The 23,265-nt window shown below is 64.7% G+C and carries 21 protein-coding genes; 7 read left to right on the top strand and 14 right to left on the bottom strand.

Going from position 1 to position 23,265, the window contains the following annotated elements:
- The first annotated feature begins 46 nt into the window (after positions 1–46).
- Together AC07Y0_RS05380 and AC07Y0_RS05385 are read left to right on the top strand one after the other, a co-directional pair.
- Positions 47–385 carry a protein tyrosine phosphatase family protein gene (locus AC07Y0_RS05380; protein ID WP_498675232.1) on the top strand — a complete coding sequence of 113 codons (339 nt, stop codon included), beginning with the start codon at positions 47–49 and terminating at the stop codon, positions 383–385.
- Between the two features lie 69 nt (positions 386–454).
- Positions 455–796 carry a RidA family protein gene (locus AC07Y0_RS05385; protein ID WP_498675233.1) on the top strand — a complete coding sequence of 114 codons (342 nt, stop codon included), beginning with the start codon at positions 455–457 and terminating at the stop codon, positions 794–796.
- A gap of 62 nt (positions 797–858) precedes the next feature.
- On the opposite strand, the gene AC07Y0_RS05390 is transcribed toward AC07Y0_RS05385, so the two are convergent.
- A complete protein-coding gene (locus tag AC07Y0_RS05390) occupies positions 859–1,683 on the bottom strand; it encodes an SDR family oxidoreductase (protein ID WP_498675235.1) in 825 nt (274 codons plus the stop codon).
- 106 nt (positions 1,684–1,789) lie between these two features.
- On the opposite strand from AC07Y0_RS05390, the gene AC07Y0_RS05395 reads away from it, so the two are divergent.
- Complete coding sequence (locus AC07Y0_RS05395) at positions 1,790–2,689, top strand: LysR family transcriptional regulator (protein ID WP_498675237.1); 900 nt, start codon at positions 1,790–1,792, stop codon at positions 2,687–2,689.
- Here AC07Y0_RS05395 and AC07Y0_RS05400 read toward each other — a convergent pair.
- The 4 genes from AC07Y0_RS05400 to AC07Y0_RS05415 all read right to left on the bottom strand — a co-directional run bounded on the left by AC07Y0_RS05400 (position 2,686) and on the right by AC07Y0_RS05415 (position 7,616).
- On the bottom strand, positions 2,686–4,338 hold the full coding sequence (locus tag AC07Y0_RS05400; protein WP_498675239.1) for a thiamine pyrophosphate-binding protein: 1,653 nt from the start codon (positions 4,336–4,338) through the stop codon (positions 2,686–2,688). The genes AC07Y0_RS05395 and AC07Y0_RS05400 overlap by 4 nt on opposite strands.
- Positions 4,335–5,537, bottom strand: a complete 1,203-nt coding sequence (gene caiB, locus AC07Y0_RS05405; RefSeq protein WP_498675241.1) for a succinate--glutarate CoA-transferase — start codon at positions 5,535–5,537, stop codon at positions 4,335–4,337. Before caiB ends, AC07Y0_RS05400 begins: the two co-directional genes overlap by 4 nt.
- A gap of 11 nt (positions 5,538–5,548) precedes the next feature.
- Positions 5,549–6,511 (bottom strand): DMT family transporter, encoded by a 963-nt coding sequence (locus tag AC07Y0_RS05410; RefSeq protein WP_498675243.1) that lies wholly within the window; start codon positions 6,509–6,511, stop codon positions 5,549–5,551.
- A gap of 127 nt (positions 6,512–6,638) precedes the next feature.
- Positions 6,639–7,616: an alpha/beta fold hydrolase gene (locus AC07Y0_RS05415; protein ID WP_498675245.1), complete on the bottom strand. Its 978-nt coding sequence runs from the start codon at positions 7,614–7,616 to the stop codon at positions 6,639–6,641.
- 256 nt (positions 7,617–7,872) lie between these two features.
- Between AC07Y0_RS05415 and ettA the strand changes: the two genes are divergently transcribed.
- The 3 genes from ettA to metF all read left to right on the top strand — a co-directional run bounded on the left by ettA (position 7,873) and on the right by metF (position 11,654).
- Positions 7,873–9,522, top strand: coding sequence for an energy-dependent translational throttle protein EttA (ettA, locus tag AC07Y0_RS05420; RefSeq protein ID WP_498675248.1), 1,650 nt, complete (start codon positions 7,873–7,875; stop codon positions 9,520–9,522).
- Between the two features lie 197 nt (positions 9,523–9,719).
- A complete protein-coding gene (locus AC07Y0_RS05425) occupies positions 9,720–10,739 on the top strand; it encodes an ArsR/SmtB family transcription factor (protein WP_498675249.1) in 1,020 nt (339 codons plus the stop codon).
- A complete protein-coding gene (gene metF, locus AC07Y0_RS05430; RefSeq protein WP_498675251.1) occupies positions 10,740–11,654 on the top strand; it encodes a methylenetetrahydrofolate reductase [NAD(P)H] in 915 nt (304 codons plus the stop codon). It abuts the gene before it with no gap.
- Positions 11,655–12,104: 450 nt separating this feature from the next.
- On the opposite strand, the gene AC07Y0_RS05435 is transcribed toward metF, so the two are convergent.
- From AC07Y0_RS05435 to AC07Y0_RS05455, 5 genes are all read right to left on the bottom strand, one after another.
- The gene (locus AC07Y0_RS05435) at positions 12,105–13,022 is read right to left on the bottom strand and encodes a DMT family transporter (protein WP_498675253.1); all 918 of its coding nucleotides are present in this window, start codon (positions 13,020–13,022) and stop codon (positions 12,105–12,107) included.
- A 225-nt stretch (positions 13,023–13,247) separates the two neighbouring features.
- A complete protein-coding gene (locus tag AC07Y0_RS05440; RefSeq protein WP_498675255.1) occupies positions 13,248–14,432 on the bottom strand; it encodes a lytic murein transglycosylase in 1,185 nt (394 codons plus the stop codon).
- A 220-nt stretch (positions 14,433–14,652) separates the two neighbouring features.
- On the bottom strand, positions 14,653–15,438 hold the full coding sequence (locus tag AC07Y0_RS05445; protein ID WP_498675258.1) for a glycoside hydrolase family 25 protein: 786 nt from the start codon (positions 15,436–15,438) through the stop codon (positions 14,653–14,655).
- 135 nt (positions 15,439–15,573) lie between these two features.
- Positions 15,574–16,239 carry a class I SAM-dependent methyltransferase gene (locus AC07Y0_RS05450; RefSeq protein ID WP_498675259.1) on the bottom strand — a complete coding sequence of 222 codons (666 nt, stop codon included), beginning with the start codon at positions 16,237–16,239 and terminating at the stop codon, positions 15,574–15,576.
- Positions 16,239–17,486 carry a BtaA family protein gene (locus AC07Y0_RS05455; protein ID WP_498675260.1) on the bottom strand — a complete coding sequence of 416 codons (1,248 nt, stop codon included), beginning with the start codon at positions 17,484–17,486 and terminating at the stop codon, positions 16,239–16,241. The genes AC07Y0_RS05450 and AC07Y0_RS05455 overlap by 1 nt, the downstream gene beginning before the upstream one ends.
- Before the next feature lie 187 nt (positions 17,487–17,673).
- Between AC07Y0_RS05455 and AC07Y0_RS05460 the strand changes: the two genes are divergently transcribed.
- Positions 17,674–19,047, top strand: a complete 1,374-nt coding sequence (locus tag AC07Y0_RS05460) for a serine hydrolase domain-containing protein (protein WP_498675263.1) — start codon at positions 17,674–17,676, stop codon at positions 19,045–19,047.
- Positions 19,048–19,170: 123 nt separating this feature from the next.
- Here AC07Y0_RS05460 and AC07Y0_RS05465 read toward each other — a convergent pair whose 3' ends face one another.
- From AC07Y0_RS05465 to AC07Y0_RS05480, 4 genes are all read right to left on the bottom strand, one after another.
- Positions 19,171–20,127 (bottom strand): transglycosylase SLT domain-containing protein, encoded by a 957-nt coding sequence (locus AC07Y0_RS05465; RefSeq protein WP_498675264.1) that lies wholly within the window; start codon positions 20,125–20,127, stop codon positions 19,171–19,173.
- A 105-nt stretch (positions 20,128–20,232) separates the two neighbouring features.
- Positions 20,233–20,868, bottom strand: coding sequence for a LysE family translocator (locus AC07Y0_RS05470; RefSeq protein WP_498675266.1), 636 nt, complete (start codon positions 20,866–20,868; stop codon positions 20,233–20,235).
- Between the two features lie 47 nt (positions 20,869–20,915).
- Positions 20,916–22,130, bottom strand: coding sequence for a pyrophosphate--fructose-6-phosphate 1-phosphotransferase (locus tag AC07Y0_RS05475; RefSeq protein WP_498675268.1), 1,215 nt, complete (start codon positions 22,128–22,130; stop codon positions 20,916–20,918).
- Between the two features lie 93 nt (positions 22,131–22,223).
- Positions 22,224–23,099, bottom strand: coding sequence for a DMT family transporter (locus tag AC07Y0_RS05480; protein WP_498675271.1), 876 nt, complete (start codon positions 23,097–23,099; stop codon positions 22,224–22,226).
- Between the last annotated feature and the right edge of the window lie 166 nt (positions 23,100–23,265).

The following is a 23,265-nucleotide window of genomic DNA, read 5'->3' on the forward strand; positions in this document are numbered from 1 at the left end:
TGCCCGCATCGTAGATGTTTGCCCCTCGCAAGCAGGGAGCAACGCCATGAACATATCGCAGATCAACGACGAATATTCCGTGTCCGGCCAGATTACGGTCGCCGATCTCGACACGATCAAGGCGCTCGGCTTCAAGTCCATCGTCTGCCATCGCCCGGATGGCGAAGAACCGGATCAGCCGACCTTTGCCGAGATCGCTCAGCGCGCCGAGGAACTCGGCCTCAAGATCGCCCATGTGCCGGTCGGCCCGATGGGCGTCACGCCCGACGCCATTTCCGGCATGGTCGATGCCCTCGACGATTTCGACCGGCCGATGCTCGGCTATTGCCGTTCCGGCGCGCGTTCCACCGCGACCTACCAGAAGAGCCAGCACCTGCGCGGCTGAGCCAGCCGTATCGGCTTTCGCTCGCCCTCTCGCCTTTCCGTCCCATCACGTGCAACAGGAGTATTTGCCATGACCATCAAGCGTATCGAGCCGGGCGCCCGCATGAGCGGCGCGGTCGTCCACGGCAACACCGTCTATCTGGCCGGTCAGGTCGGCGACGGCACGTCCGTCACCGAACAGTCGAAGTCGGCCCTGGCCGAAGTCGACCGCCTGCTGGCCGTTGCCGGCACCGACAAGTCGAAGATCCTGCAGACGATCATCTACCTCTCCGACATGGCGACCTTCGGCGAAATGAATGCCGTCTGGGAAGCCTGGATCGACCCGAAGAACCCGCCGGCCCGCGCCACCAGCGAAGCGGCGCTTGCGACCCCGGACTACAAGGTCGAGTTCATCGTCACCGCGGCGATCTGAAGTCTGCCAACGCGATTCCGAAAGCCGGCGCATCGTAGTGATGCGTCGGCTTTTTCTTGGACTCAGGCGAAGTGCGAACGCATGAAGTCGACATAGTCCTGGTCGGCCATTTCGCTGCGCGCCTTGACGAAGCCACGTGCGTCGTCTCCGACGAAGTAGCGCAACCGGCTGGTTCCATCGGTCGCTGCCTCATGCACCACGTCCGCCACATCCCGCGATGTCATGGTCAACGCGCCGCCCATTCTGGCGAAAGCCACGGTAGAGCGTTCCAGGAATGGGCGGTAGTTGGTCGGCGTGTTCTCGTCGGCGAAATCCGCGGCCGAGCGTTGCTGGAAGGCGGTCTCGGCGACGCCGCCATGCGGGACAACCAGCTTGACCCCGATATCCAGCGCCAGCAGCTCGTAGGAAAGCGCTTCCGTAAAACCCTCCAGCGCGAACTTGCTGGCGCAGTAGAGCGAGATCATCGGCAAGGTGAAGTGGCCGGCGCCTGAACTCACATTGATGATCGTGCCGGCTCTGTTGGCGCGGAAGTGCGGGAGAAGGGCGCGTGTGACATCCATGACGCCAAAGACATTGACGTCGAACTGCCGCTGGATGCTCTCGCGCGGCACCGCCTCGAACACGCCATAGAGGCCATAACCGGCATTGTTGACCAGCACGTCGATGCGGCCGAACCGCGTGATCGCGGCTTCGACGGCGGCCTGGATGCTCTGCGGATCCTGGACATCAAGGCGCGTCACCAGAACACGGTCGAGTTGGTCGAGGTCTGATTCCTTCTCCGGAGTGCGCATGGTCGCAACCACGTTCCAGCCCTTCTCCTGAAAGAGCTTGGCCGATGCCTTGCCGATGCCGGAGGATGCGCCGGTAATGAAAACTGTCTTGGTCATGATGTGCCTCGTTCATCTGGGTTCAGTGATGGAAACAGAGATAGGCCGCTGGCATTGTCCTGATAACAGGCATATTTGTGCATGACTTGATGCAGGATACAAGACAATGAAAAAGTCGGGACTGGTCGAACTGCGTGCGGTCGCGGCCGTGGCGGCGGCGCGGAGTTTTCGCGCGGCGGCCATGGAGCTTGGTATGTCGGCTTCGGCGCTCAGCCACGCGGTTGCGGCGATCGAGACCCGCATGGGCGTCAAGCTGTTCAACCGCACCACGCGCAGCGTCTCGCTGACGCAGGCCGGCGAGCAGTTCCTCGACAAGGTCGGGCCGGCGCTGAAGGAGATCGAAGCGGCGATGGAGGCGGCCACGCAGTCGCGCGCCACGCCGGCGGGGCGATTGCGCATCAACACGTCGGAGGGTGCGGCACGAGGCCTGCTGATGCCGATCGTTCTCGAATTCCTGCGCCGCTATCCGGATGTCCATGTCGATATCGTCAGCGACGGACGCATGGTCGACATTGTCGCCGAGGGCTTCGACATCGGCATCCGGCTGATGGATATGGTGCCGCAGGACATGATCGCCGTTCCCCTGACGCAGCACGAGCGTTTCGTCGTCGTCGGATCACCGCAGTATTTCGAACGACACGGCAAGCCGCTGGTTCCGGCTGACCTGACAAAACATGCCTGTTTGCGCCTGCGCCTGCCGAGCGGGACGATCTATCGCTGGGAGTTCGAGCGACATGGGGAGGAGATCCGCGTCGATGTCGAGGGTCCGCTGACGCTGCAGGACATGCACCTGATGCGCGAGGCGGCCATCGGTGGCGCGGGGCTCGCCTATATGACCGAGCGAAATGTTGCAGCCGACCTTGCGGCCGGCCGTCTGGTCACGGTGCTGGAGGATTGGACGCCGCCATTTCCGGGATTGTGCTTCTATTATTCGGGCCACCGCCATCTGCCGCCGGCCCTGCGCGCCTTTGCCGACCTGGCTCGGCAGATGTCGCGGAAGACCTAGGTCTTCTCGCGGATTTGCGTCAGCGTCTTCATCGGCGTGATCGCCTCCGGGTCGAGCTTGATCTCGATGATCGAGGGCTTGCCCGAAGCGCGGGCGCGCTCGAAAGCGGGAGCAAAGTCTTCCGTTGCCTCGACGGTCTCGCCGTGGCCGCCATAGGCGCGGGCGAAGGCGGCGAAGTCGGGGTTGGTCAAATCCGTGGCGCTGACGCGGCCGGGATATTCGCGCTCCTGGTGCATGCGGATCGTGCCGTAGATGCCGTTGTTCACCAGGCAGACGATGATCGGCAGGTCGAAGCGGATGGCGGTGGCAAATTCCTGGCCGTGCATCATGAAGCAGCCGTCACCGGCAAAGCAGATGACTTCACGGTCCGGATGCAGCGCCTTGGCGGCGACGGCGGCGGGCAGGCCATAGCCCATCGAGCCGGAGGTCGGGGCGGCCTGGGTGGCGAAGTCGCGGAAGCGATGGAAGCGGTGCACCCAGGTGGCGTAATTGCCCGCACCATTGGTGAAGATGGTGTCCTCGGCCGTGTTGGCCTCGATCCAGTCCATGATCGGTCCCATGCGAACCGGGCCGGGGCCTTGGGTCGGCGGCGTCGACCAGGAGAGATAGGCGGCGTGCATGGCCTCGGTGCGGGCGGCCCAGACGGGCTGTTCCGGCGCCTTCAGCGACTTCAGCGCGCCGACGAACTCGACCGGGGCAGCGCAGATGGCGAGGTCCGGGCGATAGACGCGGCCAAGCTCGGAGGGATCCGGATAGACATGCACGAGCGTCTGCGACGGGTAGGGCACGTCGAGCAGCGTGTAGCTGGACGACGGCATCTCCGAGAAACGCCCGCCGATCAACAGCACGAGGTCTGCCTCCTTGATCTCCTTGGACAGCGCCGGATTGATACCGATGCCGACATCGCCGGCATAGGAGGCGTTCAGGTGGTCGAACAGCATCTGGCGGCGGAAGGAGCAGCCGATCGGCAGCTTCCAGCGGTTGGCGAAATCCTCAAATTCGGAGACGGCCTGCTTGGTCCAGCGCGTGCCGCCGAGAATGGCGATCGGGCGCTTGGCGGTGGCAAGCATCTCGCCCAGCCGCTCGATCTGCGAAGGCCCGGGATGGGCTTCGACGGGCATGGCGGGCTTGGCGGCCGGGGCCTCGACCTCATCGACCAGCATGTCTTCCGGCAGCGACAGCACGACCGGGCCGGGGCGGCCGGAGGTGGCGATGGCAAAGGCGCGGGTGACGAATTCCGGGATACGGCGGGCGTCGTCGATCTCGCCGACCCATTTGGCGAATTCGGTGAAGGCGCGGCGGTATTCGACCTCCTGGAAGGCCTCGCGCTCGCGCATGTCACGACCAACCTGGCCGATGAACAGGATCATCGGGATCGAATCCTGCTTGGCGATGTGCAGGCCGGCGGTGGCATTGGTGGCGCCCGGACCGCGGGTTACCATGCAGATGCCGGGCTTGCCGGTCAGTCGACCCCAGCAATCGGCCATCATCGCGGCGCCACCTTCCTGGCGGCAGACGAGCGTCTCGATGCCGCTGTCGCGCAGCGCGTCGAGAACGGCCAGATAGCTTTCGCCCGGCACGCAGGAGACGCGCTCGACGCCATTGGCCTTGAGCGCCTCGACGATCAGTTCCCCGCCAGTCTTTTTCATTGGTTTCTCTCCCTTTCGATCTCGGCCAGTTCGGCGAGGATTTCTTCTTGGTGCTCGCCGACGCGCGGGCTCGGGCGCTCGTAGCGCAGCGGCGTCTCGGACAGGACGATGGGCGTGCGCACGCCCGGGATGACGTTTCCGTCGGCATCCTCGAGTTCGATGCGCAGCTCGCGGGCCTTCACCTGCGGGTCGTCGAACATCTCGGCGATCGAGTTGATCGGCCCGGCCGGCACGGCATTGGTCTCGCAGGCGGTCAGGAGATCGCGCTTCGCCCATTTCGCCGTCTCGGCGGTGACGATGCGGCGGACTTCCACCTTGTTGGCGACGCGGGCCTTGTTGGTGGCGAAGCGCTCGTCCTCGGCGATCCCGGCCATGCCGAGAATGGCGCAGAGCCGCTTGAACTGGCCGTCATTGCCGACGGCAAGGATCAGATGGCCGTCGGCGGTCGGCACGACCTCGTAAGGGCTGATGTTGGGATGGGCATTGCCGAGGCGGACCGGGGCCTTGCCCGAGATGAGGTAGTTGAGGTTCTGGTTGGCCAGCACGCCCGCCATCACGTCGAGCAGCGCCATGTCGACGAACTGGCCTTCACCGGTCTTCATCACATGGATCAGGGCGGCCTGGATTGCGGTGACGGCATAGATGCCGGTGAAGATGTCGGCGATCGCCACGCCCGCCTTCATCGGCTGGCCGTCCGGCTCCCCGGTGATCGACATGAAACCCGACATGCCCTGGACGATGTAGTCGTAGCCCGCGAATTCGGCATAGGGCCCGTTCTGCCCAAAACCGGTGATCGAACAGTAGACAAGTTTCGGGTTGACCGCCTTCAGGCTTTCATAGTCGAGGCCGTATTTCTTCAGCCCGCCGAGCTTGAAGTTCTCGATCACCACGTCGGCGCTGGCGATCAGGCGCTTGACGATCTCCTGGCCCTCTGGCGAGCGGAAGTCGATGGCGATCGAGCGCTTGTTGCGGTTGGTCGAGTGGTAATAGGCGGCCGACAGGTTCTCGCCGTCCTTGCCCTCGACAAAGGGTGGTCCCCAGGCGCGCGTGTCGTCGCCACCTTCCGGGTTCTCGACCTTGATGACGTCGGCCCCGAGATCGGCGAGCATCTGCCCGGCCCAGGGGCCGGCCAGCACGCGGGCGAGCTCGATCACGCGGATGCCGGCAAGCGGCGGCTTCTTGACGGGGTTTTCGGTCATGCTGGGTCCTGTCATGGCGCAAGCGTGGCGTTTTCGGAGACCGGCTTCGAGGTGAAGCGGCGTTCCCGCCAGATGATGAAGAGGCCGGAGCCGATGATGATGGCGATGCCCAGCCATTTGATCGGGTCGGGGAAGTCGCGGAAGACCAGCCAGCCGAAGATCGTCGTGGTGACGATCTCCAGATACTGCAGCGGCGCCAACGTCGAGGCCGGGGCCGAGCGATAGGCATAGACGCCGAATATGCCTGAGATCGCCGCGGCAAGGCCGACGCTGGTCATCCACACCATGCTGGTGAGATCGGGCAGGCTGGGCGCGAAGATCGACGGCATGCTCCGGCCGAAGAGGGCGATGGCCGCGGCCGAGATCACCAGACCCCAGAATCCGGTCTCGATCTGCATCGACCACGGGTCCTCGCGATGGGCGAGCTTGCGCGTCAGGATGGCGAAGATGGCGACGCACAGCGCCGAGACCGCCGGCAGAAGGGCGATGAAACCGACCTCCTCGAAGCTCGGCTGGATGATCAGCAGCGCGCCGCAGAAGCCCACGGCGCAGGCGGTGTAGCGGCGCCAGCCGATGGTCTCCTTAAGGAATATGCTGGACAGCACCGTAAGGATGATCGGCTCGATGAAGAAGATCGCCACGGCATCGGCAACCGACATGACCGAGAGCGCCGTGACATAGCAGACCATGGAGAGGGCGATCAGCCCGCCGCGCGCCACGTGGTAGCGGGTATTGGTCCGCGAGAAGCGCGGGAGGGTCTGCCGCCAGACGAAGATCGGCAGCATGAAGACCATCTGGAAGAAGAACCGCACCGCGGTGATCTCCATCGGTGAGGTGGTTTCGGTGGCGAGCTTGGAGAAGATGTCGATGAACGGCGCGATCAGCACCGCTGCGACCATGAGCAGCAGACCGATCGTCACATCCGGGGACGAGGCGGGCAGGGCCGGCGCGGGCTGTCCGGGTGGGGTGGTCATCGCGGGCCTTGCTCTTCTGCGGTCAGGACCGCCTGCAGCTTTGCGCTTGCGGTGCTACGGACAAGTTACTCTTGCGATATCTATAGCTTCGCCCTTTGCCGGAAGCACTTGAATTTCTCTCATGGGATCATTCCGTTTCGGCATCGCCAGCGCTTCGGACCTTGGGCGCCCCAGCCTGCGCCGTCACCGCGTCGCACCAGCCGACGAAGTCCGCGGTCGCGCCCTCGCGGCCGATCTCGTTCAGCGTTTCGTGGCGCATGTCCGGGTAGATCCGGGTGGTGACGGCCCGGAAGCCAACCCCGCCCAGGCGTTTGCCGAGCCATTCGATCGCCCGGGCATTGTCGGTCGCCGGGTCCTGCCCGCCGCCCACCAGGTGGATCGGCTTGTCCTTCGGCAGACGCTGCAGCTGCTCCGCCGACGCTCCCCGGAAGGTCAGCGTGAAGACATCGCGCCACAGCGAAACGCTGGCGTCGAAGCCGCAGAGCGGGTCGTTGACGTAGGCATCGACCTCCTGCGCATCGCGCGACAGCCAGTCGGCATCGGTCCGGCGGTTGGGAATGCGCTTTCCCCAGGCGAGGAAGGTGGCGCGCGGCAGGATCAGGCTCGGCACGTCGGAACCTTTCAGCATGCGCTCGATCGCCAGCACCCCTTGGGCGAAGCGTCCGGCAAGCCCCGGGTTGAAGTTGGAATTCCAGACCGCCGCCGCATCGAAGGCCTCGGGATGATCCGAAACCGTGTTGAGGGCGACGAGCCCACCCATGGAGTGGCCAAAGAGGATCACCGGCAGTCCGGGATATTGCCCGGCCGCCAGCTCGCGCATGGACAGCGTGTCGGAGATCACGGCCTTCCAGCCCTCTCGACTGGCGAAGCGCGCCCGCGGCGCGCCGATCGCCGTGGTTTCGCCGTGGCCGCGGTGGTCGTGGGCGAAGACGTGGTAGCCTGCGGCCGAGAGCGCCTCGGCGAAGCGGCGGTAGCGGCGTGAATGTTCGGCGAGGCCATGGCAGACGAGGACGATGCCACGCGCAGTGCCCGATGCTTCCTCCAGGTGATAGCTGAGCTCTGCGCCCGTTACCGTTGCAAGCCGCCTGCTGGTTTCGAATGCCATTGCCGTCCTCCCCAAACTCGGTTCAAGGGTTAAAGGGCATCCGGCGGAGCCGCAAAGGATTTTTTCCGGACGCGACTTCTGTCGACGGAACGCCGCCGCGGCGCGAGCTGAGGGCTTGCGCGGTGCTGAAACGGTTCAATGCGTCCGAGCCTGGCCAGAAAAGAGCCCGGATCTGCTGCGTTTCGCATTGCTCCGTGCGGCGCTTTCGCCTACATAGCGGCAAATCCCCTTCACGCCCGCGGAGCAACTCAACACGATGGCACGTCAGTTCATCTATCACATGGCCGGCCTCAACAAGGCCTTCGGCGCCAAGAAGATCCTCGAAAACGTCAACCTGTCCTTCTATCCCGACGCCAAGATCGGCATTCTCGGCCCGAACGGCGCCGGCAAGTCGACCGTGCTGCGGATCATTGCGGGCCTCGACAAGGAATATACGGGCGAAGCCTGGCTGGCCGAAGGCGCCACCCTTGGTTATCTCGAGCAGGAACCGCATCTCGACCCGACCAAGACCGTGTTCGAGAACGTCATGGAAGGCGTCGCCAAGAAGACGGCGATCCTCGAGCGCTACAACGAACTGATGATGAACTATTCCGACGAGACGGCAGACGAGGGCGCCAAGCTCCAGGACATCATCGACAGCCAGAACCTCTGGGACCTGGAAAACCAGGTCGAGATGGCGATGGACGCGCTGCGCTGCCCGCCGGGCGATGCCGACGTCACCAGCCTTTCGGGCGGCGAGCGTCGCCGCGTCGCGCTCTGCAAGCTGCTGCTGTCGCAGCCGGACCTGCTGCTGCTCGACGAACCGACCAACCACCTCGACGCCGAGACGATCGGCTGGCTTGAAAATCACCTGCGCCAGTATCCCGGCGCCGTGCTGATGATCACCCACGACCGCTACTTCCTAGACAACGTCACTGGCTGGATCCTTGAACTCGACCGCGGCCGCGGCATCCCCTACGAAGGCAATTATTCCGCCTATCTCCAGGCGAAGGCCAAGCGCATGCAGCAGGAAGCGCGCGAAGACGCCTCCCGCCAGAAGGCGATCTCGCGCGAGCAGGAATGGATCGCATCCAGCCCCAAGGCCCGCCAGGCCAAGTCGAAGGCGCGCATCAAGTCCTACGAGCAGCTGGTGGAAGCCGCCGAGAACGTGCGTCCCGGCGACGCGCAGATCATCATCCCGGTCAGCGAGCGTCTCGGCCAGGTGGTCATCGAGCTCGACGGCGTCACCAAGGGCTATGGTGATCGCGTGCTGATCGAGGACCTGACGATGAAGCTGCCGCCCGGCGGCATCGTCGGCGTCATCGGCCCGAACGGCGCCGGCAAGACGACGCTGTTCCGCATGATCACCGGCCAGGAGAAGCCCGACAGCGGCTCGATCCGCATCGGTGACACCGTGCATCTCGGTTATGTCGACCAGAGCCGCGATACGCTGGACGGCAACAAGACCGTCTGGGAGGAAATCTCCGGCGGCGCCGAAATCATCAAGCTCGGCAAGTTCGACATGAACAGCAGAGCCTATTGCGGCGCCTTCAACTTCAAGGGCGGCGACCAGCAGCAGAAGGTCGGCAACCTGTCCGGCGGCCAGCGCAACCGCGTGCATCTCGCCAAGATGCTGAAGGCCGGCGGCAATGTGCTGCTGCTCGACGAACCGACCAACGACCTCGACACCGAAACGCTCGGCGCGCTCGAGAACGCGCTGGAAAGCTTCGCCGGCTGCGCGATCATCATCTCGCACGATCGCATGTTCCTCGACCGTCTCGCGACCCACATCCTCGCCTTCGAAGGCGACAGCCATGTCGAATGGTTCGAAGGCAACTTCGAGGATTACGAGAAGGACAAGATCCGCCGCCTCGGCGCGGATTCGGTCAATCCGAAGCGCATGAGCTACAAGCGCCTGACGCGCTAAGCTTCCAGGTTCTGCAGAAACCCCGGTTCGCCGGGGTTTTTTGTTGCCGTCGGCTTGTCGCTGAATGCTTTCCTGCGGCTGGCCGTGCTGCCGTCTGTCGTGGAAGGTTGCCGCTCGTTCGCAGGTTTTCGCACTTTGCCCTTGCGCAAGATTCGGGACTGACATAAAGATATGTTTATGTCTTGATTGGGTGAAGAATGACGGCAAACATGAAATTCGGCGTCGATGCCCTGGTGGAACTGTTGAAGGCGGCCGGTGAACCCACGCGCCTGCGACTGCTGGCGCTGCTCTCGGCCGGCGACCTGACGGTCACCGACCTGACCGACATTCTTGGCCAGTCGCAGCCGCGCATCTCCCGCCATCTGAAGCTGCTGGCCGAGGCCGGTCTGATCGACCGCTACCAGGAAGGCGCCTGGGCCTATTTCCGCCTGAAGCAGGACGGCGATGCGGCAGCGCTTGCCAATGTGCTGCTGGCCGCCACCTGCGAGAACGATGCCGTGCTCCTGCGCGACAGCGAACGCCTGGCGGCCGTCAAGCGCGCAAGGGCCGAGCGTGCCCAGGAATATTTCAAGCGCAACGCCTCCGAATGGGACGAATTGCGCCGCCTGCATGTCGATGACGCCGCCGTCGAGGCCAAGCTGCTCGAGCTGATCGGCACGGAGACGGTCGATGCCCTGCTCGATCTCGGTACCGGCACCGGCCGCATTCTCCAGCTTCTGCAGGACGGCTACCGCCGCGCGACCGGCATCGATGCCAGCCGCGACATGCTTTCGGTGGCGCGCGCCAATCTCGACAAGGCCGGCGTGCTCAAGGCTTCGGTCCGCCACGGAGACATCCTCAACCTGCCGCTCGACGGCAATGAGTATGACATCGTCATCATCCACCAGGTGCTGCACTTCCTCGTCCAGCCCGAACTGGCGCTTGCCGAGGCGAGCCGCATGCTGAAGGCGGGCGGGCGGCTGATCATCATTGATCTTGCCCCGCACACCCTCGAATACCTGCGGGACGAGCATGCCCATGTGCGGCTCGGTTTCTCGCATCAGACCATGGCCGAATGGCTGGCGAAATACGGCATGGCGGTCGAGCGGACCGTGGACCTGCCGCCGGGCAGCACCGCCAGCCGCGGATTGACCGTGACCATCTGGCTCGCGCGCAAGGGCGCCGAGGTCTCAGAAGCGCAAATCAGCGGGGCCACCGCACAGACCGGGAGCAGGTGAATGGCGACTGACGATCGAAACGGCAAGGCCGCCGAGCGCCTGCGCTACTCCTTTGAATTCTTTCCGCCGAAGTCGGAAGACATGGCGGACCAGCTGTGGAAGACCGTCGACGAGCTGGCGGACTGGGCACCGGATTTCGTGTCCGTCACCTATGGCGCCGGGGGCACGACCCGCGAGCCGACGCTTTCGACCGTGCGCCGGCTGATCGCCGAGACGCCGCTTCGCACCGCCGCGCACCTGACCTGCGTCGGGGCGACGAAGGAGGAGGTACACCAGGTGGTCGAGCAGTTCCGCGCCGTCGGCGTGAAGCACTTCGTGGCACTCCGCGGCGATCCGCAGGGCGGCATGGGCACCGCCTACCAGCCGCATCCGGGCGGCTATGCCAATGCCGCAGAACTGGTCGCCGGCCTGCGTGAGCTGGGCGATTTCGAGATCTCGGTGTCGGCCTATCCGGAAAAACATCCCGAGAGCCCGGACGAGGCGAGCGACATCGACATGCTGAAGCGCAAGGTGGACAATGGAGCCTGCCGCGCGCTCACCCAGTTCTTCTTCGACAACGACATCTTCGAGCGTTACCTCGAGCGGGTGAGGGCGGCCGGCATCTCGATCCCGATCGTGCCCGGCATCATGCCGATCCAGAATCTGACCCAGCTGAAGCGCTTCGCCTCGATGTGCGGCGCAAGCATCCCGGGCTTCCTCGACGAGCGCTTCGCTGGTCTCGACGAGCAGCCGCAGGCGCGCGCCGAGGTCGCAGCCGAAGTGGCGGCCGAGCAGATCGACGATCTCCTGCGCCGTGGTATCGGCGATTTCCATCTCTACACGATGAACCGTTCGGCACTGGTCGCGGCGACGCTCGGCAATCTCGGCCTTGGACCGCAGAACCGCTCGCGAGAAGGGGCCGGCGCCGCCGCGTGAGCAGCCCACAACCGTCGAAAACGAAGAAGGCGCATGTCCGATCGGATCATGCGCCTTCTTCATGGAAACTGGAAAGCTCTTACGGCTTAGGGCCTGACCGCTGGCGGTTCTTCAAAGACCCCTTGTTCAACTCATTTGGGTTAGATGAACAGCATTGTGGCAATGAACACAAACGCCGCACCGACGATCAGGACATTGAGAGAGTTCGTAAGTCCCATGTCTGCCTCCTTGTGTTGACTGTTAGATAATATGTCGGATTTGTGTCTCAAGGAAAGCATTTAATGTGCTGCACTGCCGTCGAAGACGGTGGAAAACTTGTCGCACCCCCAGGCTTCCGTAGAAAATTCAACCGCTTGCATAATTTCAGCGTTTGTTAATGTTGCTTAACAAGCGTGATCGACGGGCCTTCGCATCGCCTCTTGCAGGCACAGTTCTCGACGCTTGCCTGGATCATGCTGCACTGCGGCGAAAGAACGGGAGGCGACCGTCGAGGACGAGCAGGGCTATGCCGATCAGCAGCATTCCGACCAGATCCAGGGGCTGCAAAGTTTCTCCCAGGAACAGCGCGCCGAGCAGGATCGCGCTCGGCGGCACCAGCAGGGTGACGAGCGAGGTGTTGGTGGCTCCGGCCAGCGCCATGATGCGGAAGAAGAGGATATAGCCGAAGGCGGTCGAGATCAGCGCCAGCGCCAGGATTGCCGCGACCGCTTCGAGCGGGGGGAAGGGGATCTGCCACGAATGGTCGACGAGCAGCGCGGTCGGAAGCATGATCAGCGAGGATGCGGTCAGCTGGCCCGTGGCAGTCACCGGCGCAGGCAGGTCGCGGAAGCGTTTGCCATAGGTCGCGGCGAAGCCGTAGGAGATCGCGGCCATCACCGGCAGCACGACGGCCCAGAGCGGAATGTCGCTGGCCTTGAACGCGCTCGGGCCGATCAGCACGGCGGTGCCGGCAAGTCCGAGCACCGTGCCGGCGAGTTTGGCCGGCGAGAGCTTCTCGTCCGCGGTGAAACGGTTGGCGATCAGCATGGTCCAGATCGGTGTGGTGGCGTTGAGAATGGCGGCAAGGCCGGCGCCGACTTCCGTCTGGCCGAAGAGAATCAGCGTGTGCGGGATGGCGTTGTTGATGAGGCCGAGCAGCAGGAAGGCCGGCCAGCGTTGCCATAGCGACCGGTAGAGGTCCATGCGGCCATGCAGGTAGATATGTAGCGCCAGGGCGGCGATCGACAGCCGCAGGAAGGCGAGCGTCAACGGCGGCACATAGGGCACCGCGACCCGACCGAAGAAGAACGAGCCGCCCCAGATCAGCCCGAGCAGGGCGAGCAGTGACCAGGTCGTGGTGTTGAGACGGGGCGGGGTGACGGGCGGCATCGGCTGGCTCCTTGGATATGAACTGGAGCGAGGTGTAGGCGAGGGGTGTTCCGCAGGCCACCCGAAACTTGTCACCCTGTCAAGGATCGTCGCGCGGGGCGGCGCGTGGCTTGCCGTCCGTCCAGCCGATGCCACCTTCGGGAGGGCGGGTTGCCGGGACTCCCGGGCATGCCTCCCTGGAGGGAGACGGTGGGCGGCGCAGGGACTCGCGCCGCCCTGTCCGGATCAAAGAGCGGCGAGAAGGGCAGGCGTCGCCCAGCCGTCGGCGGGCATGCCGAGGCGCTGCTGTTCCTTCTGGATGGCGATGCGCGTGCCGGAGCCGAGAATGCCGTCGATCTTGCCGACATCGTAGCCCATCGCCTGCAGCTTGGTCTGCAGCGCCTTCATCTCCTCATCGCCGAGACCCGGCTCCGGATTGCCCTTCTGGTAGGGTTCGGCGCCCATCAGGCGGGTGGCGAAATAGGCGGCCGAGGTCGTGTAGATGAACGACTGGTTCCATTCGAGATAGATGTTGAAGTTCGGATAGGTGAGGAAGGCCGGTCCGTTGCGGCCCTGCGGCAGCACGATCGAGGCCGGAAGTCCGCCAGACGCGGTGTTGCCGTCGCGCGGCTTCACCCCGAGCGCGAACCAGTCGGCGGCCGTCATGGTGCTGCCGAAGCCGGTCTTTTCCCAGGGCAGGTTTTCCGGCACCACGATTTCCTGGATCCACGGCTCGCCACGGCGGAAGCCGAGATGTTCGATGAACTTGGCCGCAGTCAGGATGGCGTCGGGCGAGCTCTTCTTGACGTTGACATGACCGTCGCCGTCGCCATCGATGCCGAAGGCGACGATGTCCTTCGGCAGCATCTGCACCTGGCCGATCTCGCCGGCCCAGGCGCCGGTATTGGTGGCCGGATCGAGGTCGCCGTGCTGGACCATGGTGATGAGGTTGAGCAACTGCGGGCGGAAGAGTTCCGGGCGACGGCAGTCATGGGCGAGCGTGACGAGCGCGTTGCGCGTGTTGAAATCGCCCTGCACGGCGCCGAAATCGGTTTCCATGGCCCAGAAGGCGGCGATCACGCCGGCCGGCACGCCGTATTCCTGCTCGGCGCGGCCGAAGACTTCGGCATATTGCTGCATCTTCTGGCGGCCGATGTCGAGGCGCGCCTGGCTGACGGTGCGCTTGGAGAATTCGAGGAAGGTCTGCTTGAAGACACCCTGCGAGCGGTCGCGCGACAGAACCTTCTGGTCGATCTGCGCGCCGGCAAGCGCTGCATCCGCGGCCTCGGGCGATGCGCCGGCGGCGACCGCTTCGGCCTTCACGCCCTCGAGGAAGGCGCCGAGATCGCCGCCGCATTGCTGGGCTGCGGCAAGCGAGGAGGTGGCGAGAAGGGCGGTCAGGGCAAGAGCGAGGCGGGAGGCGGTCTTCATGGAATCATCCTTGCGGGTTCGGGCAGTGAATGGGCGCTGCGGCCAAGGGAACACCCCGGTCGTGACGGCGCCGTGAATGGCTTGACGAAATCCGCCCGGTCGCGAACGGCGGCCGGGCGGAACGATGCAGAAACGATATTGGCCGACTTTTTGACCAAAGCGAGATCGTCGCGGAAAAACTGCGCTCGATACGGCATTTTTCTCGGCAAAACCAAGGTCGTCAGCGCTTCGAGACGGCGGCGACCCAGTTCTTCCAGTTCTTCTCGGTGCCGGCGAAGACATTGATGTCGGTGTCGCCCTTGATTCCGGGAATCACCCCGGTCGAGGTGTACTGCCAGAAGGCCCAACGGCGCTCCGGATAAATCTCTTCCGGATGCTGGGCGACGGCGCGAACCCAGAAATGGTAGTCCTGGAAGCTGCCTTCGAGATTGTCGCGGTGGAAGTCGACCGAGGTGTAGATGATCGGCCGCTTGCCGTAATGCGCCTCGATGCGGTCCATGAAGCGTTTCATCTCGGCGCGCACCGTCATGGCGCTCGGGCGATAGTTGCAGGTCTTCGAGGTAGGGTTCCATTCCACGTCGAGCACCGGCGGCAGGTGCATCGAGGCCTTCGGCACGTTGTGGATGAACCAGTCGGCCTGTTCGTCGGCCGTCGAGCAGAAATAGTAGAAGTGATAGGGCGCGTGCGGAATGCCGGCGGCGGCGGCCTGGCGCCAGTATTCGTCGAAGCGCGCATCGACCCTGTCCTTGCCTTCGGTCGCCTTGATGAAGGCGAAGGAGACGCCGGACTTGCGAACCTTCACCCAATCGACGTCGCCGTTCCATTTCGACACGTCGATGCCATGCACCTTGTGGTGATTCGGTGTCTTGTCGCCGAAATCCTGCGGGTCCTTGTCGCCGAAACGCGGCGTCGAGATCGACGCGGTTTCCATCAGGTCATAGCTGGCGGATGTGCAGCCGCTGAAGGTCAGCGCGATCGGCAGGAGCGAGAGAATAAGCCACCGCATGGAACATCCATAGAAACGAATTCGAGATTATGCCCCTGATGCTGCGCGCGCACACGCAAATACAAAAGAGGCGCAAACCTCTTTCTGCCTCCATCATCGTTAAATATCGGTTATTTTCAACTGTTCTTATGCGGTTCAGGTGCGAATTACCGCATGCCAGGCATAACCGCGGCCGACGGCCTCGAATTCCAGCCGTCCGTTCACCGCATCGGCCCTCGCCGCCATCGCCTCGCGGAGCGTTGCCCGGGGCGTGACATGGAAGCGGGAAAGCCAGCCCTGCAGCAGGCTGCGGAACCAGGCGGGCAGGCGCTCCTGCTGGCCGAAATCGACGACGTGCAGCGATCCGCCGGGCTTGAGCGCGGCAAGCGAGGCGTCGATGGCACCCTCCCAGTCCGGGATCATCGACAGGGCATAGGAGATCATGATCCGGTCGAAGCCATTCACGCCGAAGGCGGCCGCGTCGAAGCGGGTGGCATCGGCCACCTGCAACTGCTGCACGACCGGAATGCCGCGAAAATTCGCCCGCGCGGAGACGAGCATTTCGGCGGAGATGTCGAGGCCGTAGAGTCTGGCTGTCGGATGCAGGCGGTGGGCGAGCAGGAGATTGCGCCCCGTGCCGCAGCCGACTTCCAGCAGCGTGCCGTCGCGCGGCACGTCGAGGCGGGCAATCATCCGGTCACGGCCGAAGAGGTAGTATTTGCGCGTCAGGTCGTAGATGTGCCGCTGGTAGCGATACATGCCGTCCATGCGTTCGGCGTGTTCGGTATCGAGGTTAGCGCCAGCGGTCGGCTCGACGGCCATCAGGCTTTCCTCTCGTAGATGTGGAAGCCGCCGTAGATCGCCGAACGGTCGAGCTTGTTCAGTTCCTGCGAGCGGGCGGCGTGGTAGGTCCACTGGCTGAGCACCGCGTCGGAAAGGCGCCCGTCGAGCACGCTCTTCTCCGCGGCCGTGCGGAAGATCACGCGGGCGCCGGGGGCGGCGGTGCGGGTGATCTCGCTCCACAGGGCGTTGAGCTGGTCGTCGTTCATCCAGTCCTGCGCGTCGAGCAGGCTGTAGCGGTCCACGCTGCCGGCCGGTTTCGAGGCCAGAAGCTCGGTGAAGTTGGCGTGATGGACCGTCACCCGCCCGGTATTGGCGCGGATCGCCGGATAATTCTCTACCCTCAGATAGGTCGGCAGGGCGCCCTCGTTCGGCTTCGGATAGCGGCGGGCGAAGGCCTGCCAGGCGAAATAGTTGTCCTTGAGCGGGAAGTGGCAGGCGAGCTTCTCCAGCCGGTGACGCAGCACCGGGGCGATCGTGCCGCCTTGGGAAAGGCTGGCAAGCTCGTCATATTGCTGCGGCGGAATGCCGAGGCCGAAGAGCGAGCTCTTGCGGCTGGTCATCCAGCGGATCAGCGGCTTTTCGAACAAGGGCGCGATACGCATGTCAAAGAACTGGCGCTGTTCGCGCAGCGATGTCGTCCGGGCGAATTCGGTGAGATCCACGCCGTGCAGGCGCGCCAGCAGATGGCCGGCGCCGATGAAGCGGCCGAGCAGGCCGGTGCGGCAGAAATTGCCGTCGAAGGCGGCAATCCGGCGCTTGCCGTCGAGGCCGCGCCGGTTCCAGTAGCTGCGCGTCCAGTCGTCGAGATTGGGGGCGACGTAGCGGTCGAAATTGCGGCTGTTGGTGCGGTTGCGCTCGCCGGCGAACTGACGCACCACGGCCTCGTGATCCGGCATGTGGCGGAAGGTGGCAAGCTTCAGCCGGTTCAGCGCGACATGGTTCGGATTGAGGTCGACCACGTCGATCCGCGAAGGATGGCGCGACAGGTAGGCGAGCATGTTGCAGCCACCCGAACCGATCGTCACGATCGAATGGCCCTCGGAGAGTTCCATGGCCTCCATGTCGACCTCGGGGTCTTCCCAGATCTGGGCATAGACTAGGCCGGAGAACAGCAATTCGAACAGCCGCTCCGACAGACCGTCGCGGCTCAGCGGCTTGTGCTGGAGCAGGGCGCTCTTCAGCTTGTGGTTCTTGCGAAAGCCGGCATCGGGCGCAACATCGGTCATCTGTGTCAGCCATCCATTGAACGTTGATGGCGTTTAGCCGCGCACTGCTACAGTTTGATGACGCGGCCTGTTGGCGAATGCGGGCGGGTCTTGCACGTGCAAAAAAGCCGTGCGCAGCTGCGTTTGACGCCTTTCGCGCGTCGGCAATTCCTGCTTGCATGAATGGAGATCGGCGGAGGAGACGTCCATGCAACTGTTGGTGACGGTACTGAAGGGAGCGGTGCTGACCGCGATCCTGCTGGTGGGCGGCGCGATCGTCTGGCTGTCCGCTGCGCCGCCTGAACTGCTTCGGGTCGGCACGGGCTATGCGGCGAAGATGATCTGCTCCAACGTCTTCCTCGCCGGGCGCGATCCGGAGGCGGTGCTGGCGCTCGACGTCCAGGCGCCCGGCCATCCGCTGCTGAAACTGATCGGCATCACCGTGGACACCGAGAACAAGGTGGTCACGGCGCGGATGCTCGGAGCGTTTGCCGCTGGCACCGCCGTCTATCGCGAGGGCCTCGGCTGCGCCAGCGTTCCCGATGGCGACGTTGAGGCGGCGCGCGCCGTTGCCGCCCCGTTGTTGCCGCCGAGGCCTGCGGGCGACCCGGCGACACCGTGGCCGGCCGGCGAGCAGACCGGCCCGACGGACGGCCGCATCGCTTCACTCCTTGCCGACCCGGCGCTTGGCGGCCCCGGCATGCGGGCAGTCGTCGTCATCAAGGACGGCCGGATCGTCGGCGAAGCCTATGGTGAGGGCTTTTCCGCCAGAACGCCGCTGCTCGGCTGGTCCATGGCAAAGACTGTCAATGCGGCGATCATCGGCCGGCTGGTCGAGGAGGGACGCCTCTCCCTCGACGATGACAAGCTTCTGGCGGGCTGGACGGATGCGCCGCACGCGTCGATCCGGCTGCGCAGCCTGCTGGCGATGGAGAGCGGGCTCGAATTCAACGAGGACTATGGCGACGTCACCGACGTGACCCGCATGCTCTATCTCGAACCGGACATGGCGGGCTTCAGCCTCGCGAAACCGGTGCTGGCGAAGACGGGCGAAAGCTTCGGCTACTCCTCGGGCACGAGCGTCCTGCTCACCCGCATCTGGATGAGCAAGTTCCCCGACCAGGCGCAGGCGCTCGCCTATCCCCGCATGGCGCTGTTCGACCCGCTCGGCATGACGAGCGCCGTGCTCGAAGCCGATGCCGCGGGAACCTTCGTCGGCAGTTCCTATCTCTACGCCACCGCCCGCGACTGGGCGCGCTTCGGCCAGTTCCTCGTCGACGACGGCGTGTGGAACGGGGAGCGGCTGTTGCCGAATGGTTTCGTCACCGCGATGCAGAGGCCGACGGCCGCGTCCGGCGGGCGCTATACGGAGATCCAGGCCTGGCAGGTAGGGCCGGGCGACGAACCCGACGAGAGCTTCGGCCTGACGCCCGAGACCTTCTGGCTGGAGGGCCATGACGGGCAGGTGGTCGCGGTCATCCCTTCGGAACGTCTTGTCGTCGTGCGGCTGGGCCTGACGCCCTCCAAGCTCGGCTATCGGCCGCAGAAACTGGTGAAGGCCGTCTCGGACGCGCTGCGCTGACCGGCTCATGCGTCGGCCGTCGTGGCCTTCGGCGCTGGCGTGTGAGCCTGGCGGGCGAGGGTGGGGGATCGAAGTCCCGTGCGGCGGGACCCTGGCGCGGTGCCGAGGGTCAGCAGCCGCCAATCACATGAAACCGGGCTGGAGGACGTAGAGCATGTCCTTGCGCTTGGCGTCGTAGTAGTAGCCGCGCGAATAATGCCGGACGGCACCGTCATGGCTCTTGTCGGCGACGAGCCAGGCGCCCTTGAGATACTTGATCGCGTATTTCAGATTGGTTTCGGCATCGAACAGGCCGGAGGCCGGGCCGTCGTAGCCCATCGACTTGGCGGTCGAATATTTGATCTGCATGAGGCCGTAATGGCCGTTGTTGTAGGCGGTCGGCTTGTAGGTGCTTTCGCGGTTGACCACGCGGTGGATCAGCGATTCCGGCATCTGATAGATCGCCGCATATTTCTTGATCAAAGCGTTGATCACCGTCGGGCCGGACGTGGCCGGCTTGGTGGCTTCGAGCATCGGGGCGGGGCCGGGCGGCGTGACGTCGAACTGCGAGTCGAGCGCGGCAAGCGACGTGGCGGCGGAGGGCGAGGCATAGGCGAGCGCACCGCCGGCGGGCTTGGCGACCGGCACGATCGTCTGCTGGGCGGTCACCTCCGGCGGAAGCACGGCCGGATCGGCCGTATCCGTCGACATCTGCAGCGTGGTCACCATATTCGGCGAGGTCGGCATGGCCGCGGTCTGGATGGCGATGTTTTCCTGGCCGGCCGCCATGGCGATCGCCACCGGTGTGGCGCCCGGATTGGCGAGCGCTACGGCCTTGAAGACGGGAATGGGGGCCGGTGTTTCCGTGCCCGGAATGATCGGCGCGGGCACGGCCGCTGCGGCCGGATCGACGGGGGCGGGAAGGGTGCTCGCCGCCTCGGCGGCTGCGGTCTGGGCCTGCCCGGCGGCGGTGCCGGCGACCGGATTTGCCTTCAGTTCCTGCTTTGCGGCGTCTTCCATGCTGCTCGTGCAGCCGGCCAGTCCCGCGAGCAGCACGGCGGCGAGGCCGAGGTGCAATCCATGGTCTCTCTTTGCAATCATGCCGACTTCCCAATCAATCCTCGAGCCGCAAGCGAAGCGAGCGCCGTCCATTAACATTCCGTTGTCATAATGGATGGGCCAAATTGCGGCAAGCTGACTATTGGATCATGCGGCAATCTTGCGGTAACCGGCCGTTACGGAACTGGACGAAATCAGCACATTGCGATCCCGCCGCCTGGTCGAACGCTTCGGAGAATGGCTGCGGATGAAGCGATGCAGCGGGCCCGCGCCGATCGCGGCGGCGAGCCAGGAGACCAGCGCCAGGCCGAGAAACGTCTCGACAAACACCTGCGCCTGCTCGGGCAAGGGCGCTGCCGGATCCAGGAATTGTGCGATGAGTGCCACGAAAAAGGCGTAGCTGCGGCGATCGAGGCCCGTCTGGGCGAAGACGTACCGCATGATTCGCAGGGGCTTTTCCTGGGGCAGGTTGTCGTTGTCGGCGAGCGGCACGCCGCCGCCGGGCCTGCGCCAGGTGCGGATGACGGCGAAGACGAGATAGGCGCCACCGATCCAGCGGATCGGATCGAGGATCTCCGGTGCCACGAATTGCAGCCAGCCCAGCGACAGGATCACGAGGGCCATCGCCAGCAGCGAGCCGAGGATTGCCGCGGGAATCGTCGCCAGCATCGATTTGCGCCCTTGGCCGAGCGCATAGGATACGATCAGCATCGGCACGCGGCCCGGCGACATCAGGCAGACCGCCGACAGGGCGGCGAAAGCCAGCCAGTGTTCCAGTGACATCGTTTCTACTCCTCCACTGAAGAGCAAGCCAGCTTTCGCCCGTTCCGTCAATTGGCCGGGCGGAATTTCTGGCCCATGTAATCCATGACTTCGTGGAACCACGGGGTGTTGAGATCGAAGGCCTTGCCGCCCTTGATGCGCGGGAATTCGATGGTGCGCAGGCGTCCGCCCTGGTCTTCGTCGTGACCGGTCACGCCCGAGACCTTGTTGAGCGCACTTTCGACGGCGAGGTCGACCATGCTCTGGATCAGGCGCAGGTCCTCGTAGTTGGCCGGCGCGGAACGGGCATAGTAGCCCGACTTCTGCACCATGGAGCGGTCCGCCTTCAGCAGCTTGGCAAAATGCTTCTGGAACCAATTGCCGACATTGATCGTGTCGATCTTCACATGGCCGAAGGCGTCGCGCTTGACCTCCTCGCCGGCGGCCTCGCGGTCGGCGACGATTTCGTCGAGGCAGGCGCCTTCCGAGACGAACAGGGTGACGTAGCCGCTTCTGTCCATGATCTCCTTGAGGCGGCCGGCCTCGCTCTCGAGATCGAAATGGGTTTCCGGCAGGTAGAGCCCGTCGATGTTCTTGAGCTCGGTGTTCATCATCAAGCCTTCGACATACTCGTTGTTGCGCGTGCGGTCGATGTAGGCGCGCGCGGTCGCGGCGGTCAGCCAGCCGCAATGGCGGCCCATGACTTCATGGATGACGAGCGTGCGCGGGGCCGCACTCTGTTCGTTCGAGACGTGGTCGAAGAAGCGGGCACCGACTTCGGCTGCCGTCCAGGCGCCGAGCGACTGGCGGATCGGCACGACGTCGTTGTCGACGGTCTTCGGCAGGCCGACGACCGTCAGGTTGTAGCCGTTGGCACCGAGATAGGCGGCAAGGTCGGCGGCGGTGGTGTTGGTGTCGTCGCCGCCGATGGTGTGGAGGATGGTGACGCCGTCCTCGGCCAGGCGCTCGGCGGCGACGCGCAGCGGGTTCTGGCCTTCCTTGGTCAGGCCGCGCTTGGCGCAGTCGGCGGCGTTGGTCAGCTTGACGCGGCTGTTGCCGATCGGCGAGCCGCCGTAGCGGTGCAGCACATGGGCCTTCTCGCGCATGTCCTTGGTGATCTGGATGCTGTCTCCCAGCAGCACGCCCTGGTAGCCGGAGCGATAGGCGATCATCTCGATGTCCGGTGCGATGTCCGTGTAGCGCTCGATCAATCCGCCGACGGCGGACGAGAGGCACGGCGCCAGACCGCCGGCGGTCAGCATTGCAACTTTCTGTTTGGCCATTGATCCTCCTTCGGCGCGCCTCTGGCGCCGTTGTCTTTCAGCTTTTCCGCGCGAATGGATGCGACGAGCAGATGGCCTTGTAAAGCGAAAACTTCAGGAAATACGGGCCTTTCGGCCCAGCCAGACGACGAAGGCGACGGCAATTGCGAATATAATCGTTTCAATGCCGATGTGCTCGCCGAGCAGGAGTGTGGAAAACAGCAACGTGACGAAAGTCTGCATCAACTGGATCTGCGCGACGCGCGAAATCCCACCGATCGCGAGCCCCGCATTCCAGAAGATGAAGCCGCCGAACATCGACAGCAGGCCGTGGTAGAGGAGCGCGCCGATCGCGGCATGGCCGGGTGCCGTGACGCCGCTCGAAAAGGTCAGCGCCGCGCCGACCAGCGACAGCGGCAGCATGACGATCAGCGCCCAGGAGATGACCTCCCAGCCCGACAGCCGGCGCGCCAGCCGGGCGGACAGCACGTAGCCGAGCGAGGCCGAGACGGCGGAAGCGAGCAGCCACAGATCGCCGACCTCGAGATGGAAACCGCTCTGGCGGGCGGAGAAGGCGACGACGAGGCCTGCCCCGGCCACGCCGCACAGCCAGAAAACGGGGCTTGGCCGTTCGCCGTCGACGATCACCGCGAAGATCGAGGTGAGCAGCGGCAGCAGGCCGAGCACGACGCCGCCATGGGCGGCCGGCAGGCTCTGCATGGCGATCGAGGAGAAGATCGGAAAGCCGAAGACGAGGCAGATGCCGGCGAGGAACAGGGCCGGAAAGGCACCGCGCGGCCAGCGTTTGCCGAGCACGAGAAGCGCGGTGCCGGCTGCCGCCGAGGCGATCACCGCCCGGCCGAAGGTGATGAAAAGCGGCGAGAAGCCGTCGAGGGCGATGCGCGTCATCGGCAGGGTGAGCCCGAATATGGTGACGCCGATCATGCCGAGGACGAGGCCGAGCGCGGGAGAGGGAATTGCCGATTTCATGCGGGCTCCGCTGGGAGTAAATGCGGCGGTGGTCGCATGAGCCCGGCGAATAGTCCAATCAATCCGCGAGATGGACCGGCCGCCGGCCCAGGGAATTCGAAGGGTCGCAAGGCCGTTGCGGGGCGGGTTTCAGCCCTGTGATTCAGCGTTTTGCAATCGAACGTGA

This window comes from Allorhizobium sp. GW101-3B10, assembly GCF_059424725.1.

What these genes read in the sequence shown, in the direction of transcription:
- ettA (WP_498675248.1), top strand. Translation starts at nt 7,873, where the DNA reads ATGGCACGTCAGTTCATCTATCACATGGCCGGCCTCAACAAGGCCTTC.
- AC07Y0_RS05450 (WP_498675259.1), bottom strand. Translation starts at nt 16,239, where the DNA reads ATGGCCGTCGAGCCGACCGCTGGCGCTAACCTCGATACCGAACACGCC.
- AC07Y0_RS05475 (WP_498675268.1), bottom strand. Translation starts at nt 22,130, where the DNA reads ATGGCCAAACAGAAAGTTGCAATGCTGACCGCCGGCGGTCTGGCGCCG.
- metF (WP_498675251.1), top strand. Translation starts at nt 10,740, where the DNA reads ATGGCGACTGACGATCGAAACGGCAAGGCCGCCGAGCGCCTGCGCTAC.
- AC07Y0_RS05390 (WP_498675235.1), bottom strand. Translation starts at nt 1,683, where the DNA reads ATGACCAAGACAGTTTTCATTACCGGCGCATCCTCCGGCATCGGCAAG.
- AC07Y0_RS05470 (WP_498675266.1), bottom strand. Translation starts at nt 20,868, where the DNA reads ATGTCACTGGAACACTGGCTGGCTTTCGCCGCCCTGTCGGCGGTCTGC.
- AC07Y0_RS05465 (WP_498675264.1), bottom strand. Translation starts at nt 20,127, where the DNA reads ATGATTGCAAAGAGAGACCATGGATTGCACCTCGGCCTCGCCGCCGTG.
- AC07Y0_RS05460 (WP_498675263.1), top strand. Translation starts at nt 17,674, where the DNA reads ATGCAACTGTTGGTGACGGTACTGAAGGGAGCGGTGCTGACCGCGATC.
- AC07Y0_RS05435 (WP_498675253.1), bottom strand. Translation starts at nt 13,022, where the DNA reads ATGCCGCCCGTCACCCCGCCCCGTCTCAACACCACGACCTGGTCACTG.
- AC07Y0_RS05380 (WP_498675232.1), top strand. Translation starts at nt 47, where the DNA reads ATGAACATATCGCAGATCAACGACGAATATTCCGTGTCCGGCCAGATT.
- AC07Y0_RS05480 (WP_498675271.1), bottom strand. Translation starts at nt 23,099, where the DNA reads ATGAAATCGGCAATTCCCTCTCCCGCGCTCGGCCTCGTCCTCGGCATG.
- AC07Y0_RS05455 (WP_498675260.1), bottom strand. Translation starts at nt 17,486, where the DNA reads ATGACCGATGTTGCGCCCGATGCCGGCTTTCGCAAGAACCACAAGCTG.
- AC07Y0_RS05385 (WP_498675233.1), top strand. Translation starts at nt 455, where the DNA reads ATGACCATCAAGCGTATCGAGCCGGGCGCCCGCATGAGCGGCGCGGTC.
- caiB (WP_498675241.1), bottom strand. Translation starts at nt 5,537, where the DNA reads ATGACCGAAAACCCCGTCAAGAAGCCGCCGCTTGCCGGCATCCGCGTG.
- AC07Y0_RS05410 (WP_498675243.1), bottom strand. Translation starts at nt 6,511, where the DNA reads ATGACCACCCCACCCGGACAGCCCGCGCCGGCCCTGCCCGCCTCGTCC.
- AC07Y0_RS05395 (WP_498675237.1), top strand. Translation starts at nt 1,790, where the DNA reads ATGAAAAAGTCGGGACTGGTCGAACTGCGTGCGGTCGCGGCCGTGGCG.
- AC07Y0_RS05425 (WP_498675249.1), top strand. Translation starts at nt 9,720, where the DNA reads ATGACGGCAAACATGAAATTCGGCGTCGATGCCCTGGTGGAACTGTTG.
- AC07Y0_RS05440 (WP_498675255.1), bottom strand. Translation starts at nt 14,432, where the DNA reads ATGAAGACCGCCTCCCGCCTCGCTCTTGCCCTGACCGCCCTTCTCGCC.
- AC07Y0_RS05400 (WP_498675239.1), bottom strand. Translation starts at nt 4,338, where the DNA reads ATGAAAAAGACTGGCGGGGAACTGATCGTCGAGGCGCTCAAGGCCAAT.
- AC07Y0_RS05445 (WP_498675258.1), bottom strand. Translation starts at nt 15,438, where the DNA reads ATGCGGTGGCTTATTCTCTCGCTCCTGCCGATCGCGCTGACCTTCAGC.
- AC07Y0_RS05415 (WP_498675245.1), bottom strand. Translation starts at nt 7,616, where the DNA reads ATGGCATTCGAAACCAGCAGGCGGCTTGCAACGGTAACGGGCGCAGAG.